This window comes from Sphingomonas sp. BRN-1R (assembly GCF_057748035.1).
In genome coordinates this window covers 4,069,167-4,095,402 of sequence record NZ_CM173236.1, presented here as the reverse complement: position 1 = coordinate 4,095,402, position 26,236 = coordinate 4,069,167, and the positions used below count along the sequence as shown (strand labels likewise).

The 26,236-nt window shown below is 68.2% G+C and carries 28 protein-coding genes; 15 read left to right on the top strand and 13 right to left on the bottom strand.

All coding sequences use genetic code 11. The features are described 5' to 3' along the window. Positions 1–141: 141 nt before the first annotated feature. The 6 genes from fliF to AC3ANX_RS19095 are packed head-to-tail and all read left to right on the top strand — an operon-like array spanning position 142 to position 7,284. On the top strand, positions 142–1,701 hold the full coding sequence (gene fliF / locus AC3ANX_RS19120; protein WP_488337005.1) for a flagellar basal-body MS-ring/collar protein FliF: 1,560 nt from the start codon (positions 142–144) through the stop codon (positions 1,699–1,701). Continuing rightward, positions 1,701–2,042, top strand: a complete 342-nt coding sequence (fliN, locus tag AC3ANX_RS19115; protein ID WP_488337004.1) for a flagellar motor switch protein FliN — start codon at positions 1,701–1,703, stop codon at positions 2,040–2,042. The genes fliF and fliN overlap by 1 nt, the downstream gene beginning before the upstream one ends. A gap of 35 nt (positions 2,043–2,077) precedes the next feature. Next, a complete protein-coding gene (locus AC3ANX_RS19110; RefSeq protein WP_488334803.1) occupies positions 2,078–3,364 on the top strand; it encodes a sigma-54-dependent transcriptional regulator in 1,287 nt (428 codons plus the stop codon). 8 nt (positions 3,365–3,372) lie between these two features. Then, the gene (gene flhA, locus AC3ANX_RS19105) at positions 3,373–5,454 is read left to right on the top strand and encodes a flagellar biosynthesis protein FlhA (protein WP_488334802.1); all 2,082 of its coding nucleotides are present in this window, start codon (positions 3,373–3,375) and stop codon (positions 5,452–5,454) included. Between the two features lie 20 nt (positions 5,455–5,474). Further along, a complete protein-coding gene (locus AC3ANX_RS19100) occupies positions 5,475–6,596 on the top strand; it encodes a flagellar hook-length control protein FliK (RefSeq protein WP_488334801.1) in 1,122 nt (373 codons plus the stop codon). Between the two features lie 13 nt (positions 6,597–6,609). After that, positions 6,610–7,284 carry a flagellar hook assembly protein FlgD gene (locus tag AC3ANX_RS19095; protein WP_488334800.1) on the top strand — a complete coding sequence of 225 codons (675 nt, stop codon included), beginning with the start codon at positions 6,610–6,612 and terminating at the stop codon, positions 7,282–7,284. 435 nt (positions 7,285–7,719) lie between these two features. Here AC3ANX_RS19095 and AC3ANX_RS19090 read toward each other — a convergent pair whose 3' ends face one another. The 7 genes from AC3ANX_RS19090 to AC3ANX_RS19060 all read right to left on the bottom strand — a co-directional run bounded on the left by AC3ANX_RS19090 (position 7,720) and on the right by AC3ANX_RS19060 (position 12,776). Next, positions 7,720–8,091, bottom strand: coding sequence for a hypothetical protein (locus tag AC3ANX_RS19090; protein ID WP_488334799.1), 372 nt, complete (start codon positions 8,089–8,091; stop codon positions 7,720–7,722). A 234-nt stretch (positions 8,092–8,325) separates the two neighbouring features. Further along, a complete protein-coding gene (locus AC3ANX_RS19085) occupies positions 8,326–8,769 on the bottom strand; it encodes a hypothetical protein (protein WP_488334798.1) in 444 nt (147 codons plus the stop codon). A 101-nt stretch (positions 8,770–8,870) separates the two neighbouring features. Next, the gene (locus AC3ANX_RS19080) at positions 8,871–9,689 is read right to left on the bottom strand and encodes a flagellin (protein WP_488334797.1); all 819 of its coding nucleotides are present in this window, start codon (positions 9,687–9,689) and stop codon (positions 8,871–8,873) included. Positions 9,690–9,993: 304 nt separating this feature from the next. After that, on the bottom strand, positions 9,994–10,749 hold the full coding sequence (gene flgH, locus AC3ANX_RS19075; protein WP_488334796.1) for a flagellar basal body L-ring protein FlgH: 756 nt from the start codon (positions 10,747–10,749) through the stop codon (positions 9,994–9,996). 29 nt (positions 10,750–10,778) lie between these two features. After that, positions 10,779–11,231 (bottom strand): flagellar basal body P-ring formation chaperone FlgA, encoded by a 453-nt coding sequence (gene flgA / locus AC3ANX_RS19070; RefSeq protein ID WP_488334795.1) that lies wholly within the window; start codon positions 11,229–11,231, stop codon positions 10,779–10,781. After that, on the bottom strand, positions 11,228–12,013 hold the full coding sequence (gene flgG, locus AC3ANX_RS19065; RefSeq protein ID WP_488334794.1) for a flagellar basal-body rod protein FlgG: 786 nt from the start codon (positions 12,011–12,013) through the stop codon (positions 11,228–11,230). The genes flgA and flgG overlap by 4 nt, the downstream gene beginning before the upstream one ends. Positions 12,014–12,035: 22 nt before the next feature. Next, positions 12,036–12,776: a flagellar hook-basal body complex protein gene (locus AC3ANX_RS19060; RefSeq protein WP_488334793.1), complete on the bottom strand. Its 741-nt coding sequence runs from the start codon at positions 12,774–12,776 to the stop codon at positions 12,036–12,038. A gap of 138 nt (positions 12,777–12,914) precedes the next feature. Between AC3ANX_RS19060 and AC3ANX_RS19055 the strand changes: the two genes are divergently transcribed. The 6 genes from AC3ANX_RS19055 (at position 12,915) to AC3ANX_RS19030 (ending at position 18,337) form a co-directional block, all read left to right on the top strand. Next, a complete protein-coding gene (locus AC3ANX_RS19055) occupies positions 12,915–13,460 on the top strand; it encodes a flagellar basal body-associated FliL family protein (protein ID WP_488334792.1) in 546 nt (181 codons plus the stop codon). Continuing rightward, a complete protein-coding gene (gene fliM / locus AC3ANX_RS19050) occupies positions 13,457–14,458 on the top strand; it encodes a flagellar motor switch protein FliM (RefSeq protein WP_488334791.1) in 1,002 nt (333 codons plus the stop codon). Before AC3ANX_RS19055 ends, fliM begins: the two co-directional genes overlap by 4 nt. Beyond that, complete coding sequence (locus tag AC3ANX_RS19045; protein ID WP_488334790.1) at positions 14,455–15,012, top strand: DUF6468 domain-containing protein; 558 nt, start codon at positions 14,455–14,457, stop codon at positions 15,010–15,012. The genes fliM and AC3ANX_RS19045 overlap by 4 nt, the downstream gene beginning before the upstream one ends. Continuing rightward, positions 15,012–15,602: a MotE family protein gene (locus tag AC3ANX_RS19040; protein ID WP_488334789.1), complete on the top strand. Its 591-nt coding sequence runs from the start codon at positions 15,012–15,014 to the stop codon at positions 15,600–15,602. Before AC3ANX_RS19045 ends, AC3ANX_RS19040 begins: the two co-directional genes overlap by 1 nt. Positions 15,603–15,662: 60 nt before the next feature. Further along, positions 15,663–16,538: an aldose 1-epimerase family protein gene (locus tag AC3ANX_RS19035; RefSeq protein WP_488334788.1), complete on the top strand. Its 876-nt coding sequence runs from the start codon at positions 15,663–15,665 to the stop codon at positions 16,536–16,538. Between the two features lie 227 nt (positions 16,539–16,765). After that, positions 16,766–18,337: a peptide chain release factor 3 gene (locus AC3ANX_RS19030; RefSeq protein WP_488334787.1), complete on the top strand. Its 1,572-nt coding sequence runs from the start codon at positions 16,766–16,768 to the stop codon at positions 18,335–18,337. A 205-nt stretch (positions 18,338–18,542) separates the two neighbouring features. Here the strand turns inward: AC3ANX_RS19030 and AC3ANX_RS19025 are convergent, their stop codons facing one another. The 5 genes from AC3ANX_RS19025 to rpmF form a co-directional block, all read right to left on the bottom strand. Continuing rightward, on the bottom strand, positions 18,543–18,950 hold the full coding sequence (locus AC3ANX_RS19025; protein ID WP_488334786.1) for a MerR family transcriptional regulator: 408 nt from the start codon (positions 18,948–18,950) through the stop codon (positions 18,543–18,545). Next, a complete protein-coding gene (locus AC3ANX_RS19020) occupies positions 18,950–19,231 on the bottom strand; it encodes an integration host factor subunit alpha (RefSeq protein ID WP_488337003.1) in 282 nt (93 codons plus the stop codon). Before AC3ANX_RS19020 ends, AC3ANX_RS19025 begins: the two co-directional genes overlap by 1 nt. A 157-nt stretch (positions 19,232–19,388) precedes the next feature. Beyond that, positions 19,389–20,360 carry a beta-ketoacyl-ACP synthase III gene (locus AC3ANX_RS19015; RefSeq protein ID WP_488334785.1) on the bottom strand — a complete coding sequence of 324 codons (972 nt, stop codon included), beginning with the start codon at positions 20,358–20,360 and terminating at the stop codon, positions 19,389–19,391. A gap of 23 nt (positions 20,361–20,383) precedes the next feature. Then, complete coding sequence (gene plsX, locus AC3ANX_RS19010) at positions 20,384–21,382, bottom strand: phosphate acyltransferase PlsX (RefSeq protein WP_488337002.1); 999 nt, start codon at positions 21,380–21,382, stop codon at positions 20,384–20,386. A 56-nt stretch (positions 21,383–21,438) separates the two neighbouring features. Then, the gene (gene rpmF / locus AC3ANX_RS19005; protein ID WP_488334784.1) at positions 21,439–21,618 is read right to left on the bottom strand and encodes a 50S ribosomal protein L32; all 180 of its coding nucleotides are present in this window, start codon (positions 21,616–21,618) and stop codon (positions 21,439–21,441) included. A 210-nt stretch (positions 21,619–21,828) separates the two neighbouring features. Between rpmF and AC3ANX_RS19000 the strand changes: the two genes are divergently transcribed. Next, positions 21,829–22,260 (top strand): MAPEG family protein, encoded by a 432-nt coding sequence (locus tag AC3ANX_RS19000; protein ID WP_488334783.1) that lies wholly within the window; start codon positions 21,829–21,831, stop codon positions 22,258–22,260. A 159-nt stretch (positions 22,261–22,419) separates the two neighbouring features. Here the strand turns inward: AC3ANX_RS19000 and AC3ANX_RS18995 are convergent, their stop codons facing one another. Beyond that, a complete protein-coding gene (locus tag AC3ANX_RS18995) occupies positions 22,420–23,079 on the bottom strand; it encodes an MBL fold metallo-hydrolase (protein WP_488334782.1) in 660 nt (219 codons plus the stop codon). An 85-nt stretch (positions 23,080–23,164) separates the two neighbouring features. On the opposite strand from AC3ANX_RS18995, the gene pabB reads away from it, so the two are divergent. After that, the gene (gene pabB / locus AC3ANX_RS18990) at positions 23,165–24,946 is read left to right on the top strand and encodes an aminodeoxychorismate synthase component I (RefSeq protein WP_488334781.1); all 1,782 of its coding nucleotides are present in this window, start codon (positions 23,165–23,167) and stop codon (positions 24,944–24,946) included. Positions 24,947–24,980: 34 nt separating this feature from the next. Then, the gene (locus tag AC3ANX_RS18985; protein WP_488334780.1) at positions 24,981–26,180 is read left to right on the top strand and encodes a pyridoxal phosphate-dependent aminotransferase; all 1,200 of its coding nucleotides are present in this window, start codon (positions 24,981–24,983) and stop codon (positions 26,178–26,180) included. The last annotated feature ends 56 nt before the right edge of the window (positions 26,181–26,236 follow it).

Here is a 26,236-nt window from a genome sequence, read left to right as displayed (position 1 = left end):
CGCGGAAATTTTTGCCTAGCCGGCAAATTCGGCCGCCGGCACCATCCTATAATATCGGCATGGGGACAGGTGGTCCCGCAAGTGCCGAGGTCCAGCTTGAACGCGATCCAATCCTTCCTGAAGCAGATCGGCACGCGCCGGATGTATCTGATGGGCGGCGTCGCGGTAGCGATGCTCGCCGCGCTGACCTTTCTCGCGTTTCGCGGCAGCGCGGCCGAGATGGGCTATCTCTACACCGATCTCGATCCGAGCGCGGCGCAGAGCATCTCGCAGAAGCTCAGCCAGCAGAACGTCAAGTTCCGCATCTCGGGCGACGGCACCGCGATCATGGCACCGACCGACCAGCTCGCGCAATTGCGCATGAGCATGGCGGGCGAGCAGGTCGGCGGCAAGATCGGCTACGATGTGCTCGACAGCGCCAGCCCGTTCGGCCTGTCCTCCAGCCGCGAGAAGATGGACGAGACCCGCGCGACCGAAGGCGAACTCGCCCGCTCGATCTCGACGCTCGAATCGGTGTCGAGCGCGCGCGTCCATATCGTCATGCCCGAACGCGCCGTGTTCGCGGAAGGCGGCCGCAAGGCCACAGCCGGGGTGACGGTGCGCACGCGCGGCCGGCTCTCGCCGGAGAACGTGCAGGCGATCCGCTACCTCGTCTCCTCCTCGGTGCCCGAACTCTCGCCCGAATCGGTGTCGATCGTCGACCAGACCGGCCGGCTGCTCGCGCGCGCCGGCGATGCGGGTGCCGCGACCAACGCCGAGACCGACGAGATGCAGCAGGCGATGGAGGAGAAGCTCCGCACCCAGATCGAAAGCCTGGTCGAGCCGATCGTCGGCGCGGGCAAGGTGCGCGCCGAGGTGTCCGCCAATATCGACCGCGACAGCCGCCGCGAAGAATCGCAGACCTACGATCCCGACAAGCAGGTGATCGCGCACCAGACCTCGGTCGAATCGGGCGATCAGAGCCAGGAGGGCAACGCCGCCGCGCAGGGCGCGTCGGTCTCCGCCCAGTTGCCCGGCGGCGGCGCCCCGGCCGGCGGCGGCAGCACCGACACGCGCCAAGCGAACAGCAAGCAGACTTCCGAAGACACGACCTACGACAACACCCGCACCAACGCGGTGGTCGTCCGCCAGCCCGGCACGCTCAAGCGCCTGACGGTCGCGGTGATGATCGACAGCGGCGCGAAGCCGCTGCCCGCGGCGCAGGTGCAGCGCCTCACCACGCTTGTCCAGAACGCGGTCGGCTATGATGCGCAGCGCGGCGACAGCGTGGCGATCGAGAACATGCCCTTCGCCCAGCCCGAGGAGGTCGCGCCGCTCGGCAGCTTCCTGAGCAGCCTGCCCAAGGACCAGATCTTCAACCTGCTCAAACTGGTGGTGATCGGCGCGATCGGGCTGTTCGCGCTCAAGATGATGCGCACCCGTGGCGGCGCCGATCTGCGCGAGGGCGACGTCGCTGGTGGCGGCGAGCAGCAGCCGCTGCTCGGCCGCACCGCGCAGCCCGCGCTCGCCGGGGGCACGCAACAGATGGCGGCGCTCCCCTCGGCCGACGGCGTGTCGCACATGGAGGCGCTCGATCAGGAGATCGCGCTCGCCCAGGTCGAGGGCGGCATCAAGGCCTCCTCGCTGCGCCGCATCGGCGAGACGATCACCGCCAACCCCGCAGAATCGATTTCGGTCATCCGGCAATGGATGAACGCGTGATGGAGACCAACATGGACGCAACGCCCGCCTCCCCCGAACCCGCCGCCTTCGCCACCAGCTTCGATGCCGGGCACGAGGTTGCCCTGAACGCCCGCGAGCCGGCCGGTCTCGAAGCTTTGTTCGACGTGCCCGTCCGCGTCCAGGCGATCCTCGGGCGCGCGCGCATGCCGATCTCCGACCTGATGGCGCTGCGCCCGGGCGTGGTGGTCGAGCTTGATCGCCGCATCGGCGAATCGATCGACATCCTCGTCAACAACCGCCTGATCGCACGCGGCGAAGTGGTGATGATCGACAATTCGCTCGGCGTGACGCTGACCGAAATCGTCAAGCACGAGAATTGAGCCCAGTGCCCCAACCGGTGAACAGCACGGTCCGCATGATCCTGGCCGGTACGCCCGGCACCGAAATCCGCCGCGCCGCCGAACTGGCGCGCGAGGGCGGCGCGCAGGTGCGGCTCGCCGACGACGGCGCGCAGGCGCTCGACCTGTTGCGGACGGGCGGCGCGGACATGGTGATGATCGACATCGCGATCGACACGCCCGGCTTCCTCGCATCGTTGCGCGCCGAACGCTTCGCGGTGCCGGTGCTCGCCTGCGGCATCGGCGCGCCGGCCGAACAGGCGGTGGCGGCGGTACGCGCGGGCGCTTGGGACTATGTGCCGCTCCCGCCCGACCGCGATCTGATCGCCGCCGCCATCGCCGCGGTCGCCCGCCGCCCCGCCACGATCGTCGGCGATGCGCCCGCGCTGCGGCAGGCGGTGCGCTTCGGGCTGGCGATGGCACCGGCGGGCGCGGCGATCCTCGTCACCGGTGAGCGCGGCTGCGGCAAGGCGCTGATGGCGCGCGCGATCCACGACGCGTCGCGCATGCCGGGGCCGTTCGTCACCGTCGATTGCGCCGGGGCGAGCGAGGCGGTGATCGAATCGGAACTGTTCGGCCATGCCGCGGGCGACTTCCCCGGCGCGGTCGCACGCCGCATCGGCCGTATCGCGGAGGCGCGCGGCGGCACCCTGTTCCTGCGCGAGATCGGCGCGCTGCCGCCGCACACGCAGGGGCGCCTGTTCGATCTGCTCCAGACCAGCGTCGGCAACCGCATCGGCGGCCCGCGCATGGACGAAAGCGCGCGGCTGATCGCCAGCAACAGCGGCGATCTTCACGCAGGGGTGGCTTCGGGCACGTTCCGCGCCGATCTGCTCGCGCGGCTCGGCATGATCCAGGTCGCCTTGCCCCCGCTGCGCGCGCGCGGCGAGGACGTGGCGTTGCTCGCCCGTCATTTCGCGCAGGCGGTCAACACGCAATATCACCAGCATGACGGCGGGCTCGACGACGATGCGCTCGATCTGCTGAGCGGCCACGACTGGCCGGGCAACGTCCGCGAACTCGAAGGCACCGTTCACCGCGCGGTGATGCTCGCGGGCGGGCGCGCCATCGCGGCGGCGGACGTGGTGCTCAACACCGCGCCGCGCGCGACCGCGCGCACCACCGTCGACGGTCTGGTCGGCCGCACCATGGCCGAAGTCGAGCGCGAGCTGATCCTGCACACGCTGGAGAAGTGCCGGGGCAACCGCACCACCGCCTCCTCGATCCTCGGCATCTCGGTGCGCACGATGCGCAACAAGCTGCGCACCTTCATGGATGCGGGTTTCCCCGTCTCCCCCTGCTGAGATAGCTCATGCCCACCAGCCTCAACGCCTTTCTCGAACGCATCGGCGCGGGCCGCGATCTCGCGCTTGCCGGCACCGTGGTCGCGATCATCGCGATGCTCATCCTGCCGATGCCGGGCTGGCTGCTCGATTTCGGCCTCGCGCTGTCGATCACCGTGTCGGTGATGATCCTGATGACCGCCTTGTTCATCGAGAAGCCGCTTCAGCTCAGCGCCTTCCCGACCATCCTGCTGATCGCGACGATGCTGCGGCTCGGGCTCAATCTCGCCTCGACGCGGCTGATCCTGTCGCACGGGCAGGAGGGCACGCATGCGGCGGGCGGCGTGATCGCGGCGTTCGGCGAGTTCCTGATGGGTGGCCAGACCATCATCGGCATCACCATCTTCCTGATCCTGATCGTCATCAACTTCGTCGTCATCACCAAGGGTGCTGGCCGCATCGCCGAGGTGGCGGCGCGGTTCAGCCTCGACGCGATGCCCGGCAAGCAGATGGCGATCGACGCCGATCTGAACGCCGGCATGATCGACGAGAAGACCGCGCGCGAACGCCGCAGCGAACTGGAGGCGGAAAGCGGCTTCTTCGGCGCGATGGACGGTGCGTCCAAGTTCGTGAAGGGCGACGCGGTCGCCGGCCTGTTGATCACCGGCATCAACGCGGTGGTCGGGCTGATCCTCGGCGTCGCGATCCACGGCGTCGATTTCTTCACCGCGTTCAACACCTATACCACGCTGACCGTTGGCGACGGCCTCGTCACGCAGATCCCGGCGCTGATCGTGTCGACGGCGGCGGGCCTGCTGGTCTCTAAGGGCGGCGTTACCGGGCAGACCGGCGCGGCTTTGGGCGACCAGTTGGGGCGCTTCCCCAAGGCGTTCGGCATGTCGGCATTCCTGCTCGGCGGGCTCGCGCTGATGCCTGGGCTGCCGTTCATCCCCTTCGCCACGCTTGCCGGCGTGTGCGGCTATGCCGCCTGGGCGATGAGCAAGCAGGCGGAGCGCAAGGCGGTGATCGCCAAGGCCGAGGCGCAGGCGGCCGATGTCGCCGCCGCCCAAGTCGAGGAGCCGATCTCGCAGACGCTGGCGATCGACGCGGTGCGGATCGAGATCGGCTATGCGCTGCTGCCGATGGCGAACGGCGCCAATGCCGAGCCGCGCCTCGACGACCAGATCCGCGCGCTGCGCCGCCAGTTCGCCACTGATTTCGGCTTCGTGCTGCCGCCGGTGCGCATCCTCGACAACATGGCTTTGAAGCCCAACGATTACGTCGTCTATGTCCGCGAAACCGAAGTCGGGCGCGGCGAGGTGCGGCTCGACCGGCTGCTTGTCATCAATCCCTCGGGCGCCGCCACCGGCCTGTCGGGCGAGGAAACGCGCGAGCCGGTGTTCAACCTGCCCGCCTTGTGGATCGGCCGCGAACTGCGCGACGAGGCTAACTTCCGTGGCCTCACCGTGGTCGATTGCGGTACGATCGTCACCACCCACCTAACCGAACTGGTCAAGGACAATATCGCCGATCTGCTTTCGTACAGCGAGACGCAGAAGCTCTTGGGCGATCTCCACAAGGACAGCGAGAAGCTGGCCGCCGATCTCGTGCCCTCGAAGATTTCGGTATCGGGGGTGCAGCGCATCCTCCAGAATCTGCTGGCGGAGGGCGTGTCGGTACGCGACATGCCGACCATCCTTGAAGGCATTGCGGAGGCCGTGCCGCTCACCAACAACCTCACGCAGATGACCGAATATGTCCGCGCGCGGCTCGCCCGGCAGATTTCGTCGCAGCAGGCGCGCGACGGCGCGATCCCGATCGTCACGCTCTCGCCCGAATGGGACCGCGAGTTCAGCGAAAGCGTGATCGGCGACGGCGACGAGCGGCATCTCGCGATGGCGCCCTCCAACCTCCAGAAGTTCATCGCCCACGTCCGCGAGACGTTCGACCGGCAGGCGAGCGACGGCGAGATTCCGTGCATCCTCACCAACCCGTCGATCCGCCCGTTCGTCCGCTCGATCATCGAACGGGTGCGCCCCGCCACGGTGGTGCTGTCGCAGAACGAGATCCACCCGCGCGCGCGTGTCCGCGCGCTCGGCGCGATCGGCTGATTTCCTCCTATAATGCGCCCATGACCCCGATCGCGGCCCCCGCGCCCGCACGACCCGCGCCCGCGCCGCAGCCCAAGGCGGCCGACACCGACGATCGCTTCGCCGCGATGGTCGATGGCACCGCCAACGATGCGCCGCCCAACGACGTGGCCGCCGACGATGCACCGGCCACCAAGGATGCGCCCGCAGCCAGGCCCGTGCAGGCGTCGACACCAGCGACCGCCAACGCCACGCTCGCCGCGCTGATCGCCGCCGCCAACGGCGAGGCCGCGCCCGCTGCGCCGGCACCCGCCGTCGGCGAAGCCGTCGTGCCCAAGGTGGAGCCGGAGGGCGAGACGCCGGGCGAACCGGAGACCGAGACGAAGGCCGCCGACAAGGATGCGCCCGCGCCCCAGCCGGCGCCGATCCAGACCCCGCCGGTTGCCGCCCCCGTTCTTGCCGCCCCCGTTCTTGCCGCAACGCCGACGCCGCTCGCGCCTGCGCCGCACGTCGCCGCTCCGACCGGCAAGGCCGCAGCCAAGGACGACAAGGCCGTCGTTGCCACCACGACCGACGCCAAAGCAGCGCATGCGGCACCCACCCCCGAACCGCTTGCGCCGACCCCCGCGAACGCCGAAGCCGCGCCGACCAGCGACTTCAAGGCGGCGCTCGACGCATCGGCCACCGTCCCCCAGACGCACACCGCCGCAGCCGCGCCGGTCACGCCCGATGCACCCACCGTCTCCGTCCGCCCCGGCCAGATCGGCGCGGAGACCGGCATCCAGATCGCGCGGCAGATCAACGCCGGGCAGAACGAATTCCTGCTCCGCCTCAACCCCGCCGAGCATGGCCATATCCAGATCCACATGCGGTTCGCGGAGGACGGCGCTTTGCGCGCGGTGATCTCCGCCGACAGCGCCACCGTGCTCGACATGCTCAGGAAGGACAGCGGCGATCTCACCCGCGCGCTCGGCGATGCCGGCGTGCGGACCGATGCGCAGTCGTTCAGCTTCGGCTCCGAGCGACAGGGGCAGGACGGCCAGCGCAGCCCGCGCGGCAACCAGCCGGGCTGGGCCGCCGCGATCGCGGGCGAACCCCAAGACGATACCACCGCCTTTCGCCGCTCCCGCAGCGGGCTCGGCGTGCTCGACCGATTAGCATGAGGGACCAGCGATCATGACGACCGTGACCACCAACACGAATGCGAACACCGCGCAGACCCCGGCGGCGGCCGCCACCACAGCGACTGCGTCGGGCATCGGTGCGGACTTCAACATGTTCCTGAAGCTGCTCACCACGCAGATGCAGAACCAGGATCCGCTCAACCCGATGGACACGTCGCAATATACGCAGCAGCTCGTCCAATATTCGCAAGTCGAACAATCGGTCCAGCAGACCTCGACGCTGAAGGACATCCTCACGCGCCTCACCGCGCAGGATATGGCGCAGGCCTCGTCGTACATCGGCAAGGAAGCGAGCTTCAACAGCACCTCGTCCGCGCTCGGCGCCAAGCCTGCCGAATGGAACTGGACCGCCGGCACCGGCGCAGCCTCGCTCACCGCCACCGTGACGGATGCGAGCGGTACGGTGGTCGCGACCCGCACGGTCGATCCGGCGAGCAAGGGCCGTTTCACCTGGGACGGCACCCGGGACGACGGCACCAAGGCGGCGGCGGGTTCCTATTCGCTCGCGATGAAGGCGCTCGATGCGACCGGTGGCGACGTGACGACCGGCGTCAACGGCCTCGGCGTGGTCGACGGCGTGTCGGCGACGAACGGCGTGGTATCGGTCAGCGTCGGTGCCGCCACCTATCCGGCGACGCAGCTGCTCGGCGTGTCGGCGGCGGAATAAGCACTGTTCCGGAGGGCATGAAATCGCCCGAAATCACCAAAATGCCGCTATAATGAAACTGTGACGAGCTTGGATCGTTAAGCCCCTTGTCACAACGGTTCGGATGTAACGATCCGAAAAGGCTAGAGCCGGCGATGCGTCCCCCCTTTGCGCATCGTCGGCTCGAACCATTTTAAGCGCCGATCCATTTGGCGGCAGCTTACGCGCTCTGAAAAGCGACTTCCCAAATCATCTGTCTGGATAAAGGCGTCCGTAGCGAGCGACGTCGAAGTGCGTGCCACGCACGCGTTGAACGCCGCGGACGGACACGAAAAAGCCGGCGACGCGCATCCCCATGCGCATCGCCGGCCCTGATCCGTTTCCCCTGCCGCTTCCCCCCGGAAGCCGGCACCCGGATCGCTCCCCCTTGCGGAGCAGTCCCTGAACGTCCTCGCGTTACTGCTTGGTGGCGGTGCCGCCCGCTGCGACGAAGTCACGCACCGCGAGCGACCGCATCGTCGGCTCGCGGTGCTGCGCGCGCGGCGCGGGCGTGGCCGCGGCGACCGCGAAGTCGAGCGGCAAGCAGCCGGGGATCGCATCGGGCGCGGTCAGCATCGCCAGGCAGTCGGCGATCATCGGATCCTCGGCCGGGCCGAGCACGTCCTCGACGTCCGCCATCGTCATGCCCGGCTGGCACAGCGCGAGCCGCGCCGCCGCATGCCACAGCGCCCGAGGATCGGTGACGACGACATCGAAGCGCACGCGGATACGCTCGGCCGTCTGGTCGTTGGCGGCTTCCGGCGTGTGCTGCGCGATTGACTGGGCCATCCTTGTCCTTTCCGTGGCCATCCGAAGGGACGGCGTGTGGTGCGGTGACGGGCGGCTTTTCGCCGCAAGCGCGCCGAAAGAATAGTGCGCACAACGCCGCTAAGGGCTGCTACGGAAGCACAATGGGCAAGACGCCGTGATGTAGCGCGACGAAAGCCGAAGCGCGGCGCCAAGTCGTCGCGCGATCTCGCAAGACCGCGCTGGTGGAAATGGTATATCCGTTTCGGATGTAGTCTAGTGCAACGTCGACGGGCGTCGCGCCAGTTCGCGCGCGACCGTGACGGCAAGCGTGAGTTCGACATAGACCCGGTCCCACAGGACCGCGGGCAGATCGATGCGGGCGGTGTCCACACCGGTGCCGCACTGGAGGCGGACGGCGGGCGCGGGGTGCTGGATCAGCGCGAAGCGGACCGGAAAGCGGCCGTCGACCGTCTCCTCCGGGATCTGCATGCCGGTGGAAGTCATCCGTGCCGACAGGATCATCGCGGACAGCATTTCCGCGCCGAACACGTCGAGCAGGATGCGCGGGCGTTCGGCCAGGTCGGCGCGTTCCATCGCGACGATGCCGCCGCCATGATGCGGCTCGACCCAGAGCCGCAGGCAGGTGCCGAACGCGTCCTCGATCTCGCGGATGCGGTGCAGGGCAGGGGCCGGAGCGGGGGCGAATGGGGTGGTCATGGGCCTGCGCCAAGTTCGAGCAAGAAAAAGGGGGCCGGACGAACGCCCGGCCCCCGTGTTGCGGCCCCGAATACCGGGGGCCGCGACACTTGCCGGCCCGATTAACGGAACAGCGAGGTGATGGTCTGCGGCGCCTGGTTGGCGATCGACAGGGCCTGCACGCCAAGCTGCTGCTTGACCTGAAGCGCCTGCAGCTTCGCCGATTCCTTGGCGAGGTCCGCATCCACGATGTTGCCGACGCCCGCGGTGATCGCGTCCGACAGCTTGCTCACGAAGGTCGACTGGCCGTCGATCTTGCGCGAAGCCGAGCCCAAAGTGCTCAGCTTGCCCAGGACGCTCTTCGAAGCGGTTTCCAGGTTGGCAACCGCCGTCTTCGCCGTAGCGGAGTCGGTGAAGGTCGCGCCAAGGCCGGTGATGTCGCTCTTGAAGTCCTGGTTCGTCACGCTCAGCGTCGCCGCCGTCGTGTCGGTCGACTGAAGCGCCGACACTGCGCCGGTGCTGCCGTCGAGCAGGTTGACGCCGTTGAAGGTCGACGAGCTGATGATCGTGTTGATCTGATCCTTCAGCGCGTCGAAGTCCTTGCCCAGCGCGGTACGGCTGTCGGCGGAAATGCCGTCATCCGTCGCCTCGATGGCCTTGGCCTTCATCTGGTTGAGCAGGTCGGAAACCTGCTCGCCGCCGGCGATTGCGACGTCGGTGGTGCTCTTCGCCGTGCTCAACGACGAGCTGACCGCCGACAGGCTGCCCAGATCGCCGCGAAGCGTCTGTGCGACCGTGTACTTGGCCGAATCGTCCTTGGTCGACGACACGTTCAGACCGGTGTTGATCCGGTTCTGGGTCGTGGTCAGATCCTTCTGCGTGGAATTCAGGTTCTGAAGAGCGGCCATCGCGCCGAGGTTGGTGTTGACCGAGAGGGTCATAGGTATTTCCTTCTGGAAGAGACGGGGTGGCTTCTGCTGCCCCGGCGAGGCGATCGCCTCACCTTTCCATTGTGGGAAAGATTATGGGATGGGCGAAATCGCGTGACGATTATTTGTGGTTAAGGAATGGCTTACGGGATTGCGGGTCAGCGCCAACGCGAACGGCCCGCGCTCGAAGGAGCGCGGGCCGTAGGTCGGCGTCAATCGTCACCCCAGCGCAAGCTGGGGTCTCGTCGGGAGGCTCGGCACGCTTCTCCAGGAGATCCCAGCTTGCGCTGGGATGACGGATTTGGATAGGCCGGCGTTAGAACGGCAGCAGCACGTCCATCAGCTGCTGGCCCCAGCGCGCCTGTTGCGCGTCGGTAAGCTGGCCGCGCCCGCCGTAGCTGATCCGCGCCTCGGCGATCTGGGTGTGCTGGATGCTGTTGTCGCGGGCGATGTCCTGCGGGCGCACGATCCCGGAGACGAGCAGCTCGCGCAGTTCGTAATTGACGCGCGTCTCCTGTCGGCCACGGATGACGAGGTTGCCGTTGGGCAGCACCGACGTCACCACCGCTGCGATCGTCATGTTGACGACCTCGCTGCGGTTGACCGTGCCCGCGCCCGCCGAACTCGATTTGGTAGTGCTGCTGACCAGCGTCGTTGGATCGACGCCCGCCACGCGCTTGGCGATCTTTTCGAGGCCGAGCAGCGCGCCGACGCCGGAGTTTTCCGAACCGTCGCGGGTGCGCGTTGTGGTGTTGCCGACATTGGCCTTGTCGGAGATGTTGACCTTGATCGTCAGGATATCGCCGACCCGCGTCGCGCGCTGATCCTGGAACAGCGCGCCCGCGCCGACGCGAAACAGCGATGGGCTGTTGACCGGCGCGGCCTGCGGGTTGCGCCCCTCGGCGGTGGCGACTTCGGTGCGCGCGCCGACCGATGCCTCGACCTCGGGGGCGGCGACCGGCGCCATATCGCTCATCTTGGGCGCCTTGCCGATCTGCTTGATCCGGCCGACGGAGCCGCATCCGCCCAGCGCGAGCGCCGGGATCAGGAGAAGTGCAATCTGCTTGTTCATCTGTCCATAACCCCTTGTGATCGCAGCGCTCACGACGCCGCGAAGGAAACCTTGCCCGACCCGGACACCACCGTGTCGAGCGTGCGGCCGGTGGCGTTGCTGAACACGCGCACCGCATCGCCCATGCCGCCGCCCGACAGCGCGCGGCCCGGTGCGGTGATGGTGAGAGCGCCGCTGCGCACGAGGATCGACACCGGCTCGCCGCGCCGTACCAGTTGCACCGGCAGCGTATCGCTCAGGCGCACCGCCATCCCGGCGGGCAAAGCGCGCGTCGCCTCACGACCGACCGCATCGCTTGCGCGGAGAGCACCGCGCGCCTGGCCGACCGGAACCGCACCGCGCTCGAAATCGGCGGCCGAGAAGGCCTCGCCGCGCCCCACCGGCCGGGCGAGCACATCGACCTCGGCAGTCTGCGGCGCGACCTGCGCGACCGCAGGCGTGGCGAGCAGCGCGATGGCTGCGAGGAAGCGGGTGGCGCTCACCGGAGCTGGCTCGTGGTGGCGAGCATCTCGTCGGCGGTCTTCACCACGCGGCTGTTCATCTCATAGGCGCGCTGCGCGGTAATGAGCGCGGTGATCTCGCTCACCGGATTGACGTTCGATGCCTCGACGAAGCCCTGCATCACCGTACCGAAGCCCGGCTCGCCCGGTGCGGCGACGGTGGGCTGACCCGAGGCGCTGGTTTCGAGGAAGCGGTTGTCGCCGGTCGCTTCCAGCCCCGCCTCGTTGACGAAGGTGGCGAGTTCGAGCTGGCCGACCGTCTGCATCTGCGCGTTGCCGGCGGTCTTGACCTGCACTTCGCCGGTCTTGGAGATCGTCACGTCCACCGTCCCCTGCGGGATGGTGATGCCGGGCTGAACGGGCAGGCCGTCGGTCGTCACCAGCTCGCCCTGATCGGACACCTGAAGCGTACCGTCGCGGGTATAGGCGGTCTCGCCCGAGGGGAGCGTCACCTGGAGGAAGCCGTGGCCCTGAATCGCGAGATCGTAGCGATTGTCGGTCTGGTTCATCGCGCCCTGCTGCGCGACGCGGTACACGCCGCCGGTGCGCACGCCCGAGCCGATCTGGATGCCGGCGGGCGATTTCGCGTCAGTGCCGCCGGTCGCCGAACCGGGCCGCTGCACCTGTTCGTAGAGCAGATCCTGAAACTCCGCGCGCTGGCGCTTGAAGCCGGTGGTGCTCATGTTGGCGATGTTGTTCGAGATCACGTCGACGTTGGTCTGCTGCGCGAGCATGCCGGTCGCGGCGATCGAAAGGGAACGCATGGGGTCTTCTCCTTGAAGTGGGTCAGCTGATCCGGCTGAGCCGGCCGATCGCGGTCTTGCGCAGGTCGCTCATGCTCTCGGACATGCGGATGCTGTTCTGGTAGGATCTGAGGATGTCGATCATCGCGGTCGTCTCCGCGATCGGCGAGACGTTGGACTGTTCGACGCCGCCGGTGCGCAGCTTGGTTTCGCTGGCCGGCAGCACGCGGCCGTTCTGCGCCGCCATCAGCCCGTCGCCGCGCGGGGTGACGCCTGCCTCGTCGAACACCGTCACCGCCAGCCGGCCGATCTCGCCGGTCTTGGTCGAGATCGTGCCGTCCGCGCCCATCGCCAGTTCGCCGACCTGATCGGACGGCACGTTGATGGGGGAGCCGTTCTCGTCGAGCAGCTTCTGCCCGCCGGTGGTGACGAGATCGCCGCTGTCCGACACCTTGACGAAGCCCGCGCGCGTATAGGCGGTGCTGCCGTCGGCGGCCTGCACCGCGAAATAGCCCGGCCCCTCGATCGCCGCGTCGAGCGGGTTGCCGGTCTGTTCGAACGCGCCCGACGTGGTGTCGTGGACCGGGCGGTAATCGAGCACGAACGACACCGGCTTGGCATCGTTCACGCTCGCCTCGCGCGTATTCTCGACCTGTTCGTGGAACACCGGCTGCTCGCGGCGGAACCCCACCGTGCTGCTGTTGGCCATGTTGTTCGACACCACGTCGAGCCGCCGCTTGAGCGCCTGTTCCTGGCTGAGCAGCACGTAGCTGGAAATGTCCATCGCTAGAGCGTTCCCGATATTTTTACCGAAAGTTCGAGGCCGGAAAAATTTGCCGACCTCCATCCTATAATAGACGAGAAACGAGCGTCGGCGTCGCTGACCCTCGAAAATTCGGATCGAACGAAGGGCCACCCAGCGATGTCCAAGACCGAGAAAGTTGCCGCCCCCGAGGGCGAAGACGGCGCCCCGGCGGAGGCGCCCAAGAAGGGCGGCAAGAAGAAGCTCATCATCATCGCGGCGGCGGCAGCGGTGCTGCTCGGCGGCGGCGGGGGCGGGGCATATTTCATGCTCGGCACCGCTTCGGCCAACAGCCATGAGGCCGAAGCCGCGCCTGCCGAGGCCCCCCCGTCCGCGCACGGCGAAGGCGGCGAGGGCGCCGAAACCGCGCTGGTCGACGTGCCCGCGATGATCGTTAACCTGCGCACCGCCGGCGGCGACCCGCGCTACCTCAAGATCCACTTCATGCTGGTGCCCAAGACGGCGGCGGCGGGTGACGCGGTGAAGGGCAAGCTGCCCGCCATCATCGACGCCTATCAGCCGTTCCTGCGCGAGCTTCGTCCCGAGGATCTCGCCGGCGCCGCCGCCGTGTTCCGCATCAAGGAGGAACTGCTCACCCGCGCCGGCGACGTGATGGGGCAGGGCAAGGTCGAGGACGTGCTGATCCAGGATCTCGTCCAGCAATGAGCGACGCCGCCGATTTCGACATGCCCGAGGCGCCCGCCGAACTCGAACGGTTCGATCAGGCGGGCATCGACGCGCTGTTCGGCGACGTTCCGGTCGAGCCGGAGCGTCGCGCCGGGCTCCGCGCGGTCATCGAATCGCGCATCATCAGCCACGAACGGCTGCCGATGCTCGAAGTCGTGTGCGAGAAGATGGTGCGCTCGTTCTCGTCGAGTCTGCGCAACCTCACCTCCGACGCGATCGACGTCAGCCTCGAAGGCATCGCCTCGGTGCGCTTCGGCGACTTCATGGAGCGGTTGCCGATGCCGGCGATGGTCGCGGTCGTGCGCGTCGACGCCTGGCAGAACTATGGCCTGCTGACGGTCGATTCGGGGCTGATCTACGCGACCGTCGATGCGCTGCTCGGCGGACGGCGCGGATCGCCGACGCTGATGATCGACGGGCGCGACTTCACCACGATCGAGACCAATCTCGTCACGCGCATGATGAACCTCGCGCTCGACGAATTCGCCACCGCGTTCGAGCCGATCGCCCCGATCGACCCGACGCTCGAGCGGATCGAGACCAACCCGCGCTTCGCCGCGATCGCACGGCCGAGCAACGTCGCGGCGGTGGCGACCTTCCGCGTCGATATCGACGGGCGCGGCGGCAAGTTCCAACTGCTGTTCCCCTACGCCACGCTCGAACCGGTGCGCGCGAAACTGATCCAGCGCTTCATGGGCGAGCAGGTCGGCCGCGAGAACATCTGGCAGAGCCACATGGATCAGGAACTGCGCCGCAGCGACATCACGCTGGAGGTCGTGCTCGGCGAGCGCACCCTGCGGCTCGACGCGGTGCGCAACTTCGAAGTCGGCCAGACCATCGCACTCGACGCGATGCCCGACCAGCCGCTGGAGATCCAGTGCGGCGGCGTCGGCCTCGCGCTGGGGCAGGTCGGCCAGCGCCGCAACAACATCGCCGTCAGCCTGCTCACCGGCATCGCACCGAGGAAGAAGAAATGAGCTTTTCCCTGTTCGCCAATATCGTGACGACGATCCTGTGCCTTGCCGTATTGGTGCAGAGCGCGCGGATGATGCGCAGCCTCAAGGCGGTGCAGGCCAGCAACATGGATGCGGTCGTCACCGCGCTCGACGAATCGACCGCGCAGGCGCGCATGGTGCTGTCCAACCTCAAGCACACGCTGGAGGGTGATATCGCCGGCAGCATCAAGCTGGTGCTCGAAGGCCGCGAGATCCGCGACGAACTGAAGATGCTGATCGAGATCGCGAATTCGATGGCCGAGCGGCTGTGTGATTCGAGCCGGCCCGTGGCCGAGCCGGTCGCCAGCTTCGAAGCACCGCGCCCGGTCGCGCGCGCGCCCGAGCCGGAGATGGCCGAGGTCGAGGTCGAGCCCGAAGCCGAATCGCTCCCCGAACCTGCGCCGATCCGCCGCACGCCGCTGCCGCGCGCGACCAAGCCGATGGACAAGGAAGACATCGCCGCCAGCCTCGCCGCGTTGCGCGCCGTGCTGTCGCGCCAGGTCGGCCAGACCTCCGACACGGCGGAGGCGGCATAATGGCGCGCCGCCCGCTTCTCCTCATGCTCACCGCCGGCGCGGCTGCGGTCGCCGCCGTCGCCAACGGCATGGACGCCGCCGCCTCGCCCGAGGCGGGGGCCGCGGCGCAGCCGGTCAGCCGCCTGGGCGCGTCGATCGCGCAGGATATCCAGCAGCGCAACGCCGCCGCCGCGCAGCAATCGCGCGCGCTGCAACTGCGCGAACAGATGGTCAAGGCGACCGAGAACCGCATTCAGGCGACGCTCAAGGCCAAGCAGCAGCAGGAGACGGCCGCCGCCGTCCCGCAACCGCAGACGGCGGCGACCCCGCCCGCGCCGAGCGAGATGGCTTCGCTCGCGACGATCTACGGCGCGATGAAGCCCGCCAAGGCGGCGGCGGTGTTCGAGCAGCTCGATCTCGATGTGCAGGTGATGGTCGCCAAGAAGATGAAGGACCGCTCGACCGCCGCGATCCTCGCCGCGATGACGCCGGCGGGTGCGGCGAAGCTCAGCATGGCGATGGCCGGTCGTCGCCCGGCTCCGCCGCCACGCCCGGTGCTGGCAGCGGCCACCCGCCGCCCGGCGGCAGGCGACGCTGCGCCCGCGCGCTAGCCCGCTCGACCCGCTCGCGCGCTTGGGTTAGGCAGGTCGCTCGCGAGCGAAAGGGTGACCATGGCGGAATTGATCGAGATTGCGGGCGCGGGTCTGTCGGCGGCGATCAACCCCTTCGGTGCGGAACTGACGCATTTGCGCGACGGCGACGGCCGCGAGCTGATGACCGATGCCGATCCGAAATTCTGGACCGGCCACGCGCCGTTGCTGTTCCCGATCGTCGGCCGGTTGAACGACGACGTGCTGCGGCTCGACGGCGCGGAATATCCGATGAAGCAGCACGGCTTCGCGCGCCGCAACGCTTTCGCGCTGGTCGATCACGGCGCGAGCCACGCCCGCTTCCGGCTGGAGGACGATGCGGACACGCGCGCGGTATATCCGTTCGCCTTCGCGCTCGACGCGGCGTACGCGATCGAGGGCGCGACGCTCACCGCGACGATCACCGTCGCCAATCGCGGCGATGCGCCGATGCCGGCGAGTTTCGGCTTCCACCCCGGCTTCGCCTGGCCGCTGCCCTATGGCTTGCCGCGCGAAGACCATCGCATCGTGTTCGCGAACGACGAGCCGGGCACGCTGGTCGAACTTCAGGACGGCCTCGTCGCGCCGGGCGAGCGCGCCTCGCCGCTCGACGGGCGCGTGCTGCACCTTGCCGATGCGCTGTTCGACGAAGACGCGCTGATCTGGAACGGCCTCGCCTCGCGCAGCGTGCGCTACGGCGCGCAGACCGGGCCGCAGCTCGACATCGCCTTCCCCGACACCGAGAAGCTCGGCATCTGGACCAAGCCCGGCGGGGCCGCGTTCATCTGCATCGAACCCTGGCACGGCATCGCCGACCGCCAGGGCTTTACGGGTGATTTCCGCACCAAGCCCGGCGTGTTCGAAGTCGCGCCGGGCGGGGAGTGGGGTTGTCGCCTCGAAATCACGCTGACGCCATAATCGTCGCCCCGGCGCAGGCCGGGGCCGCTATGTGTGGTGCGGGCGGCTCACCAAGGTACGCGGCGGCACCGGCCTGCGCCGGCGCGGCGGGAGAGATCGCCGCTCCCCTCATCAACGTCACTCCAGCGCACGCTGGGGTCTTTCCGGGGCTGGCGTCGCGCGCGCCACAGGGGGACTCCAGCCTGCGCTGGGGTGACGAAAGGAGTGCGGACCGATAGGGAGGCGCGATGAATCACATCTCCGACCGCCGCACCTTCGCGATCATCTCGCACCCTGACGCCGGCAAGACCACGCTCACCGAAAAACTGCTGCTGTTCGGCGGCGCGATCCACCTGGCCGGCGAGGTCAAGGCGCGCGGCGCCGCCCGCCGTGCCAGGTCGGACTGGATGAAGATCGAGCAGCAGCGCGGCATCTCCGTCACCTCCTCGGTGATGACGTTCGAGCGCGAGGGCACGACCTTCAACCTGCTCGACACGCCGGGCCACGAGGATTTCTCGGAGGATACCTATCGCACGCTCACCGCGGTCGATTCGGCGGTGATGGTGATCGACGTCGCCAAGGGTATCGAGAGCCAGACGCGCAAGCTGTTCGAAGTGTGCCGGCTTCGCAACGTGCCGATCATCACCTTCGTCAACAAGGTCGATCGCGAGGGCCGCGAGGTGTTCGCGATCCTCGATGAAGTCGCCGAGCTGCTCCAGCTCGAGGTGACGCCGATGACGTGGCCGGTCGGCATGGGCAGCGATTTCGAGGGCATCTTCGATCTCGCCACCAACCGCCTGCTGCTGCCCGAGGGGCCGAGCCGCGAGTTCCAGGGCAAGGTGATCCAGACGACCGGGCTCGACGATCCGCAGCTCGACGCGATCGTGTCGGCCACCAACCTTGCCAAGCTGCGCGAGGATGTCGAGCTGGCGCAAGTCGGCTACCCCGCGTTCGACGCCGACGCGTATCGCGGCGGCGACATGACGCCGGTCTATTTCGGCTCGGCGCTGAAGGAGTTCGGGGTCGATTCGCTGATCGAGGCGCTTGCCGCCTTCGCGCCGCCGCCGCGCGCGCAGCCGGCCGAGCCGGCGGCGGTCGACCCGTCGCGCGACGAGGTGACCGGCTTCGTGTTCAAGGTGCAGGCCAACATGGACCCCAACCACCGCGACCGCATCGCCTTCATGCGGCTGTGTTCGGGCACGTTCAAACGCGGCATGAAGCTCACCCCCAGCGGCCACGGCAAGCCGATCGCGATCCACTCGCCGATCCTGTTCTTCGCGCAGCAGCGCGAACTGGCCGACGAGGCGTATCCGGGCGATATCATCGGCATCCCCAACCACGGCACCTTGCGGGTGGGCGATACGCTCAGCGAGCGGGCCGACGTGCGCTTCACCGGGCTGCCCAATTTCGCGCCGGAAATCCTGCGCCGCGTTGCGCTGAAAGATCCGACCAAGACCAAGCAGTTGCGCAAGGCGCTCGACGACATGGCCGAGGAGGGGGTGACGCAGGTCTTCTATCCCGAGATCGGTTCGAACTGGATCATCGGCGTGGTCGGGCAGTTGCAGCTCGAAGTGCTGCTGTCGCGGCTCGATGCCGAATATAAGGTTGCGGCGGGGCTGGAGATGGCACCGTTCGAAACCGCGCGCTGGGTGTCGGCCGAGGATCCGACCGATCTCAAGGCGTTCGCCGATCTCAACCGCAGCGCAATGGCGAAGGACCGCGACGGCAATCCGGTGTTCCTCGCCAAATCGGCGTGGGAAGTCGGCTATATCGCCGATCGCTATTCGAAGGTGAAGTTCGCCGCGACGCGCGAGCGGTGAAGTCTGGCTCGGCTGCGGTGATCAGGCGCGGCCGGAACCAGACTTCTGTCGCCAAGGACCGGAGGGCGGCGAACCCTCCGGCCCGAAATCTCCCGAAATGCTTGGGGGCGTCGGAAGCTGAAATTCTGATACCCGATTCGTTCTCTTGACTCGATTCCGGTGGTTAACGAATCGGCAAACTACCTAGTTTGGGGCGACCCGCCGTTTAGAGCGCCGATGCCTGTTTGCGCGGGCGCGCCGCCGCATCGCTCGCCAGCGCGTCGGCCAGCGACTCGCGCACCGCGCGCACGGCGCCGATCGTCACGGCGCTGGCCGGCGCGCGCTTGCGCTCGTCGGCGAGCAGTTTCTGCACGCCGCGGATGGTATAGCCCTCTTGCCCGAGCAGGCGGTTGATCCGCTGCACCAGCGCGACGTCCTCCGGACGGTAATAGCGCCGCTTGCCCGCGCGTTGCAGCGGCCGAAGCTGGGGGAAGCGCGTCTCCCAATAGCGCAGGATGTGCTGCGGAAGCCCGGTCTCGCGCGAGAGTTCGCCGATCGTCCGATAGGCGCCCGCCGCCTTGTCGCCCGCCATCCTCTCGCCCGCCGCCTGTTCCGGCGTGTCGGGGGCCGTCATCAGCCGGCGCTCACGATTTTATCGCGCATCATCTGGCTGGCGCGGAAGGTGAGCACGCGGCGCGGCGCGATCGGCACCTCGACCCCGGTCTTGGGGTTACGCCCCACCCGCTCGCCCTTGTCGCGCAGCACGAAGGTGCCAAAGCCCGAGATCTTGACGTTCTCGCCTTTCGCCAGCGCGCAGCACATATGTTCGAGAATCTGTTCGACCAGCCTCGACGAATCGGCGCGCGAAAGCCCGACCTGATGATGGAGCGCTTCCGATAGATCGGCTCGCGTCAGTGTACCCGTAGACACGCGTTGGTCCTCCCCCTTCCCCAAAGGTGGCGGTGTGCGTACCACGCCGCGAAAGCAGCCGGAAGGGCTTAGTTACTCAACGATAACGACGTTTTTGGGGAAAGCGCCCCAAAATCGGCTTCCTGCGGGGTCAGGAATTGCGTCAGAAACGGACCACCGCCGCGCCCCATGTGAAGCCACCGCCCATCGCCTCGAGCACGAGGAGGTCGCCGCGCGTGATCCGCCCGTCGCGCACCGCCGTGTCGAGCGCGAGCGGCACCGAGGCGGCGGAGGTGTTCGCGTGCTGGTCGACGGTCACCACCACCTTGTCGGGCGACAGGCTGAGCTTCTTCGCGGTCGCTTCGAGGATACGCGCATTGGCCTGATGCGGCACCAGCCAATCGATCGCGGATGCTTCGAGTCCCGCCACCGCCATCGTCTCGGTCAGCACGGTCGCGAGGTTGACGACTGCGTGGCGGAACACCTCCCGGCCCTTCATGCGCAGCTTGCCGACCGTGCCCGTGGTCGAGGGGCCGCCGTCGACATAGAGCAGCCCGTTGTGCCGCCCGTCGGCATGCAGCCGCACCGCCAGCACACCGCGATCGTCCGCCGCGCCCACGCTTTCCTGCGCTTCCAGCACGATCGCGCCGGCGCCATCGCCGAACAGCACGCAGGTCGCGCGGTCCTCCCAGTCGAGGATGCGGCTGAACGTCTCCGAACCGATCACCAGCGCGCGTCGTGCCGAGCCGGCGCGGATCATGCTGTCCGCCACCTGCACCGCGTAGAGGAAGCCCGAGCAGACCGCAGCGACGTCGAACGCCACGCAATCGTCGATGCCGAGCATCGCCTGCACCTTGGTCGCGCTCGACGGAAAGGTCTGGTCGGGCGTGGCGGTGGCCAGCACGATCAGGTCGATGTCCTGCGCCTCCACGCCGGCAGCGGCAAGCGCGGCGCGTGCGGCGTCCGCGCCCAGCGTCGCGGTGGTCTCCTCGGGTGCGGCGATGTGGCGGAAGCGGATGCCGGTTCGCTCGACGATCCATTCGTCGGTGGTGTCGACGGTTTCGGCAAGCTGCGCGTTCGACACCCGGCGCGCAGGCAGCGCGGAGCCGGTTCCGGTGATGACGGCGCGAATCATGGCTAGTCCCTTCGGGCGGCCGGTCAGGCTGCCTTTGCTTCGAAATTGCCGAGATCCTCGGCGATGCGGCGCGTGAGATCGTCGCGCACCATCTTGGCGGCGACGCCGATCGCGGTTGCCACGCCGACTTCGTTGGCGCTGCCGTGGCTTTTGAGCACGAGCCCGTTGAGCCCGAGGAAGACCGCGCCATTGTGATTGTTCGGGTCGAGATGGTGGCGCAGCAGGTCGGTCGCCGGCTTGGAGATCAGGAAGCCGATCTTCGAACGGGTCGAACTGGTGAAGGCGCGGCGCAGCAGGTCGGCGACGAAGCGCGCGGTGCCCTCGGCGGTCTTCAGCGCGATGTTGCCTGAGAAGCCGTCGCACACGATCACGTCGACTTCGCCACGCGACAGCCGGTCGCCCTCAATGAAGCCGGTGAAGGTCATCGGCAGATGCGTGGCGAGTCGCAGCGTCTGCGCGGCATCGCGAATCTCGTCGGTGCCCTTCTGGTCCTCGCTGCCGATGTTGAGCAGCGCGACGCGGGGGCTTTCCAGCTCGAGCGTGGTGCGCGCATAGGCGGCGCCCATCACCGCGAACTGGACGAGATTACGCGCATCGCACTCGGTATTGGCGCCGAGATCGAGCACGACGACATCGTTCTCGCCGAGCGAGGGCATCATCGCGGCGAGTGCGGGCCGGTCGATGCCGGGCATGGTGCGCAGCGAAAGCTTCGCCATCGCCATCAGCGCGCCGGTGTTGCCCGACGAGACGGCAGCGGCGGCGCGGCCCTGCTTCACCAGATCGATGGCGACACCCATCGACGTCGTCTTGGCGCGACGAATCGCCTGGCTCGGCTTTTCGGAGGAGCCCACCACCTCGGGGGCGTGGACGATCTCCGAATGCGCGGTCAGGTTCGGGTGCTTCTTCAGCCCTTCGGTGATCGCCGCTTCATCCCCGACGAGGATGAAGCGCAGACCCTCGAACTGACGGCGCGCGCGGGCGACGCCGGCGAGCATGACCGCCAGCCCTTCGTCGCCACCCATCGCATCCACGGCGATCCGGGAGCCGTTCGTCACTGGACCCCCCTGTTCCGTAGAGATCAGCCTTCGACCGAGACGATCTCGCGGCCGTTATAATGGCCGCATGCATTGCAGAGGTTGTGCGGGCGCTTCAGCTCGCCGCAGTTCGGGCATTCCTGAAACGAATCGATGCTCAGTGCATCGTGGGCCCGGCGCATGCCGCGCTTGGACGGCGTAGTTTTTCTTTTGGGGACGGCCATTTCGGCGAAACCTTGTGCTTGTTGCGTGTTCGATTCGGGGCGACTTGCCCGGACCCAATAGCCACGCGCGACCGACGATGGAAGTCGGCCGCAGCAAGGCACCAGCGGCCGAACGCATCGCGAAGCACCGCGCCTATAGCGATTTCGCCTGCCGTTGCAAGCCTTGCGGTGCGGTGGCACAGCGCGCGGCCTCTCGCGAAAGGAATGAAAGTGACGCCTGTCCTGCTGCCGATCACGCTCGCCGCCGCCGGCGGGGCGGGCATCATCAACTTCTGGCTCGCGGCGCGCACCGGTCTCACGCGGCTGTCGACTCGCGTCGAGCTGGGCGACGGCGGCAACGAAGCGCTGATCCGGCGGATGCGCGCGCACGCCAATTTCGTCGAATATGCGCCGTTCGTGCTGCTGCTGATCGCGTTGATCGAGTTCAACGTCGGCAGCCCGGCATGGTTGTGGGGCGTGAGCGCGGCGTTCCTGCTCGGCCGGATCGCGCACGGGCTCGGCATGGATGGCATGCCGGCGGGGCGCGCGGCGGGCACCTACGTGACGCTGGCGGTGCTGCTCGGCCTGTCGGCTTATGCGGTCGCGCTGCCGTTCCTCGGCGGCGTGCGACCGGCTGGCGAGACGGTGGTGCGGCTACGCTGAGCTCCGTTCGTCCCGAGTAGCCGCCGAGTAGCCCACAGGGCGTATCGAAGCGGCGTATCGAGGGGGCAGGTCGCGTGCGGAACCTTACCTCGATACGGGCTCTCGATACGCCTTCGGCTACTCGATCCCTACTCGGCACGAACGTGGGTTGGAATGGTGTTACGCCGCCAGCGCGCGATCGCTGACGAACGGGTTGGTCGCGCGTTCCTGCGCAAAGGTGCTCATCTGGTTGTGGCCGGGGATGAACGCGGTGTCGTCGCCGAGCGGCCAGAGTTTGGTGACGACCGAGTCGAGCAGATCCTGATGGTTGCCCAGCGGGAAGTCGGTCCGCCCGATCGAGCCGGCGAACAGCACGTCGCCGACGATCGCCAGCTTCGACGCCGGGTGGTGGAACACGACATGCCCCGGCGTGTGCCCGGGGCAGTGATAGACGTCGAGCGTGAGGTTCCCCACCGTCACCCTATCGCCGTCGACCAGCCAGCGGTCGGGCTCGAACGGGGTGCCGGGCACGCCGTAGCTGCGCCCGTCGTCCGCCAGCCGGGCGATCCAGAACCGGTCGGCCTCGTGCGGACCTTCGATTGGCACGCCGAGTTCCTCGGCAAAGGGCCCGGCCGATCCGCAATGGTCGATATGGCCGTGGGTGAGGAGGATCTTTTCCACCATCACACCATGCTGCGCTGCCGCCGTGCGCAGCTTGGGCAGGTCGCCGCCGGGATCGACGAACGCGCCGCGCATCGTTTCGGTGCACCAGAACAGGGTGCAATTCTGCTGGAGCGGCGTGACGGGCACGATCGCGGCGCGCAGGGGAGGATTGGCCATGCCGACGTGGATAGAACCGGCGCGTAGGGCGGGCAAGGCTGGGGCTTGCTCCTGAGGGCATAACCGCTGCATCTGTTCGCCGAAGATGCTGCCGCGCGACACCCCTTTCGTCCTGCTCGACGACGCCACCGCCGCCGTGGGAGCCGGGGCGCGGCTGTACCGCGATCCGGTGCGGGTGGTGGTGGCGCATGACCTGGCGGAGGTATGGCCGGCGCTTGAGGCGATCCGCGCCGGCCAGCGCGCGGGGCTCCATGCCGCCGGCTACATAGGCTATGAGGCGGCGGCGGCCTTCGAGCCGGGGGCGGGATTCGCGCCCGAGCCCGGCGTGCCGCTGCTGTGGTTCGGGCTGTTCGACCGCTACGAGATGATCGCCGGCGCGGACGTGCCCGCGCTGCTGCCCGATCCTGCCGGGGCGTGGATCGGCGCGGCCGAGCCCGCGATCGACTTCGCCGCCTATCGCGTGCGCTTCGATGCGGTGCGCGAGCTGATCGTCGCGGGGGACATCTATCAGGCCAACCTCACCTATCAGGCAGCGGTGCCGGTGCAGGGCGATCCCGGCGCGCTCTATGCACAGTTGCGCGCCCGCGCCCGCGCCGGGTTCGGCGCGCTGGTGCATGACGGCGCACGCTGGTTGCTGTCGCTCTCGCCCGAGCTGTTCTTCACGCTGGCGGACGGCGCGCTGGTCTGCAAGCCGATGAAGGGCACCGCGCGGCGCGGCGGGACAGCGGCGGAGGACGATGCGCTCGCGCACGCGCTTGCCGCCGATCCCAAACAACGCGCGGAAAATCTGATGATCGTCGATCTGATGCGCAACGATCTCGCCCGCGTTGCCGTGGCCGGCAGCGTCGCGGTGCGCGATCCGTTCGCGGTCGAGCGCTATCCGACCGTCCACCAGATGGTGTCGACCGTCACCGCCGATCTCGCCCCGGAACGCGATGCGCTCGACGTGCTGGCGGCGCTGTTCCCGTGCGGCTCGATCACCGGCGCGCCCAAGCTGCGCGCCCGCGAAGTGATCGCGGAGATCGAGGAGGCGGGGCGGGGCGTCTATACCGGCGCGATCGGCCGGATCGACGCGAACGGCGATGCCGCGTTCAACGTTGCGATCCGCACGCTGACGCTCGCGCACGGGGCGGAGAGCGCACGGTTCGGGGTCGGCGGCGGCATCGTCGCCGATTCGCGAGCGACCGACGAATGGGCGGAGACGCAGACCAAGGCCGCTTTCCTCGCCACGCCCGGCCCCGGCTTCGACCTGATCGAGACGATGGCGTTCGATCCGGTCGCCGGTGTCGCGCAGCTCGAACGCCACCTTGCGCGGATGAAGGCGAGCGCCGCCGCGTTCGGCTTCGCGTTCGATCGCCACGCCGCCCGCAACGAACTCCAGGCCGCGACCTTCCGGCTGCGCGACCGTCGCCGCATCCGCCTGCTGCTCGCGCGCAGCGGCGCGGTCGCGATCGAGGTGTCGCCCGCGCCGCTCACGCCCGATAGCCCGGTGCCGGTCGCGATCGTGCCGCTGCCGGTCGCGTCCGACGACTTCCGCCTGCGCCACAAGACCACCGATCGCGGCTTCTACGACGCCGCGCGTGCCGCTGCGGGCACGTTCGAAGTGGTGTTCGAATGCCCCGACGGCGCGCTGAGCGAGGGCAGCTTCACCTCGCTGTTCGTGGAACGCGGCGGGCTGCTCGTCACCCCGCCGCTCGCCGGATTGCTGCCCGGCGTGCTGCGCGCCACGCTGATCGCGGAAGGGCGCGCGGTCGAGGGCAGGCTCACCGCCGACGACCTTGCCGGCGGCTTCTTCGTCGGCAATGCGGTGCGTGGGCTGATTCCGGCGGTTCTTGCGGTTGCGAAAGGCGCGAACGCCAGTCTATAGCCGCGCCGCTTGTCCCAACAGAGGCGTCTCATCCATGCACCCATCCGCCGCGCTCGCCCGCATCAAGCCCTCGCCCACGCTCGCGATCACCTCGCGCGTGCAGGAACTGAAGCGCGCCGGCGTCGACGTGATCGGTCTGGGTGCCGGCGAACCCGATTTCGACACGCCCGAATTCATCAAGGAAGCCGGCATCAAGGCGATCCGCGACGGGCAGACCAAATACACCAACGTCGACGGTACGCCCGAGCTGAAGGACGCGATCGTCGGCAAGTTCCTGCGCGACAACACGCTCGCCTACACCCGCGACCAGATCACGGTGAACGCGGGCGGCAAGCACACCTTGTTCAACGCGATGGTCGCGACGCTCGACGCGGGCGACGAGGTGGTGATCCCCGCGCCCTATTGGGTGAGTTACCCCGATGTCGTGCTGTTCGCGGGCGGCACGCCGGTGTTCGTGGCCGCAGGCGCGGACCAGAACTACAAGATCACGCCCGCGCAGCTCGACGCGGCGATCACGCCGAAGACCAAGTGGGTGATCCTCAATTCGCCTTCGAACCCGACGGGTGCGGCCTATAGCGAGGCCGAGCTGAAGGCGCTCGGGCAGGTGCTGGAGAACTACCCGCATGTGTGGATCTTCGCCGACGATATGTACGAGCATATCCTGTTCGACGATTTCAAGTTCACCACCATCGCGCAGGTCTGCCCGTCGCTGTACGAGCGCACGCTGACCGCGAACGGCTGTTCGAAGGCCTATGCGATGACCGGCTGGCGGATCGGCTTCGCGGGTGGCGCGCCGTGGCTCATCAAGGCGATGTCCAAGCTCCAATCGCAATCGACCAGCAACCCCTGCTCGATCGCGCAGGCGGCGAGCGTTGCGGCGCTCAACGGCGATCAGGGCTTCCTCAAGGACAATGCCGCGCTGTTCCAGCGCCGCCGCGATCTGGTGGTGGGGATGCTCAACCAGGCCGAGGGGGTGACCTGCCCGAACCCGGAGGGTGCGTTCTACGTGTACCCGGAGTTCTCCGCGCTGATCGGCAAGACCACGCCGGGCGGCAAGCGCATCGCCACGGATGAGGATTTCGTCGGCTATCTGCTCGACGACGCCAAGGTCGCTGCGGTGCAGGGCGCGGCATTCGGCCTCTCGCCCGCGATGCGGATCAGCTATGCGACCAGCGACGAATTGCTGATCAAGGCGTGCGAGCGCATCCAGGAGGCGTGCGCGGCGTTGAAGTAAGTACCCGCCGTCACCCCAGCGCAAGCTGGGGTCTCTCGTGGATAGGGCGTGTGATC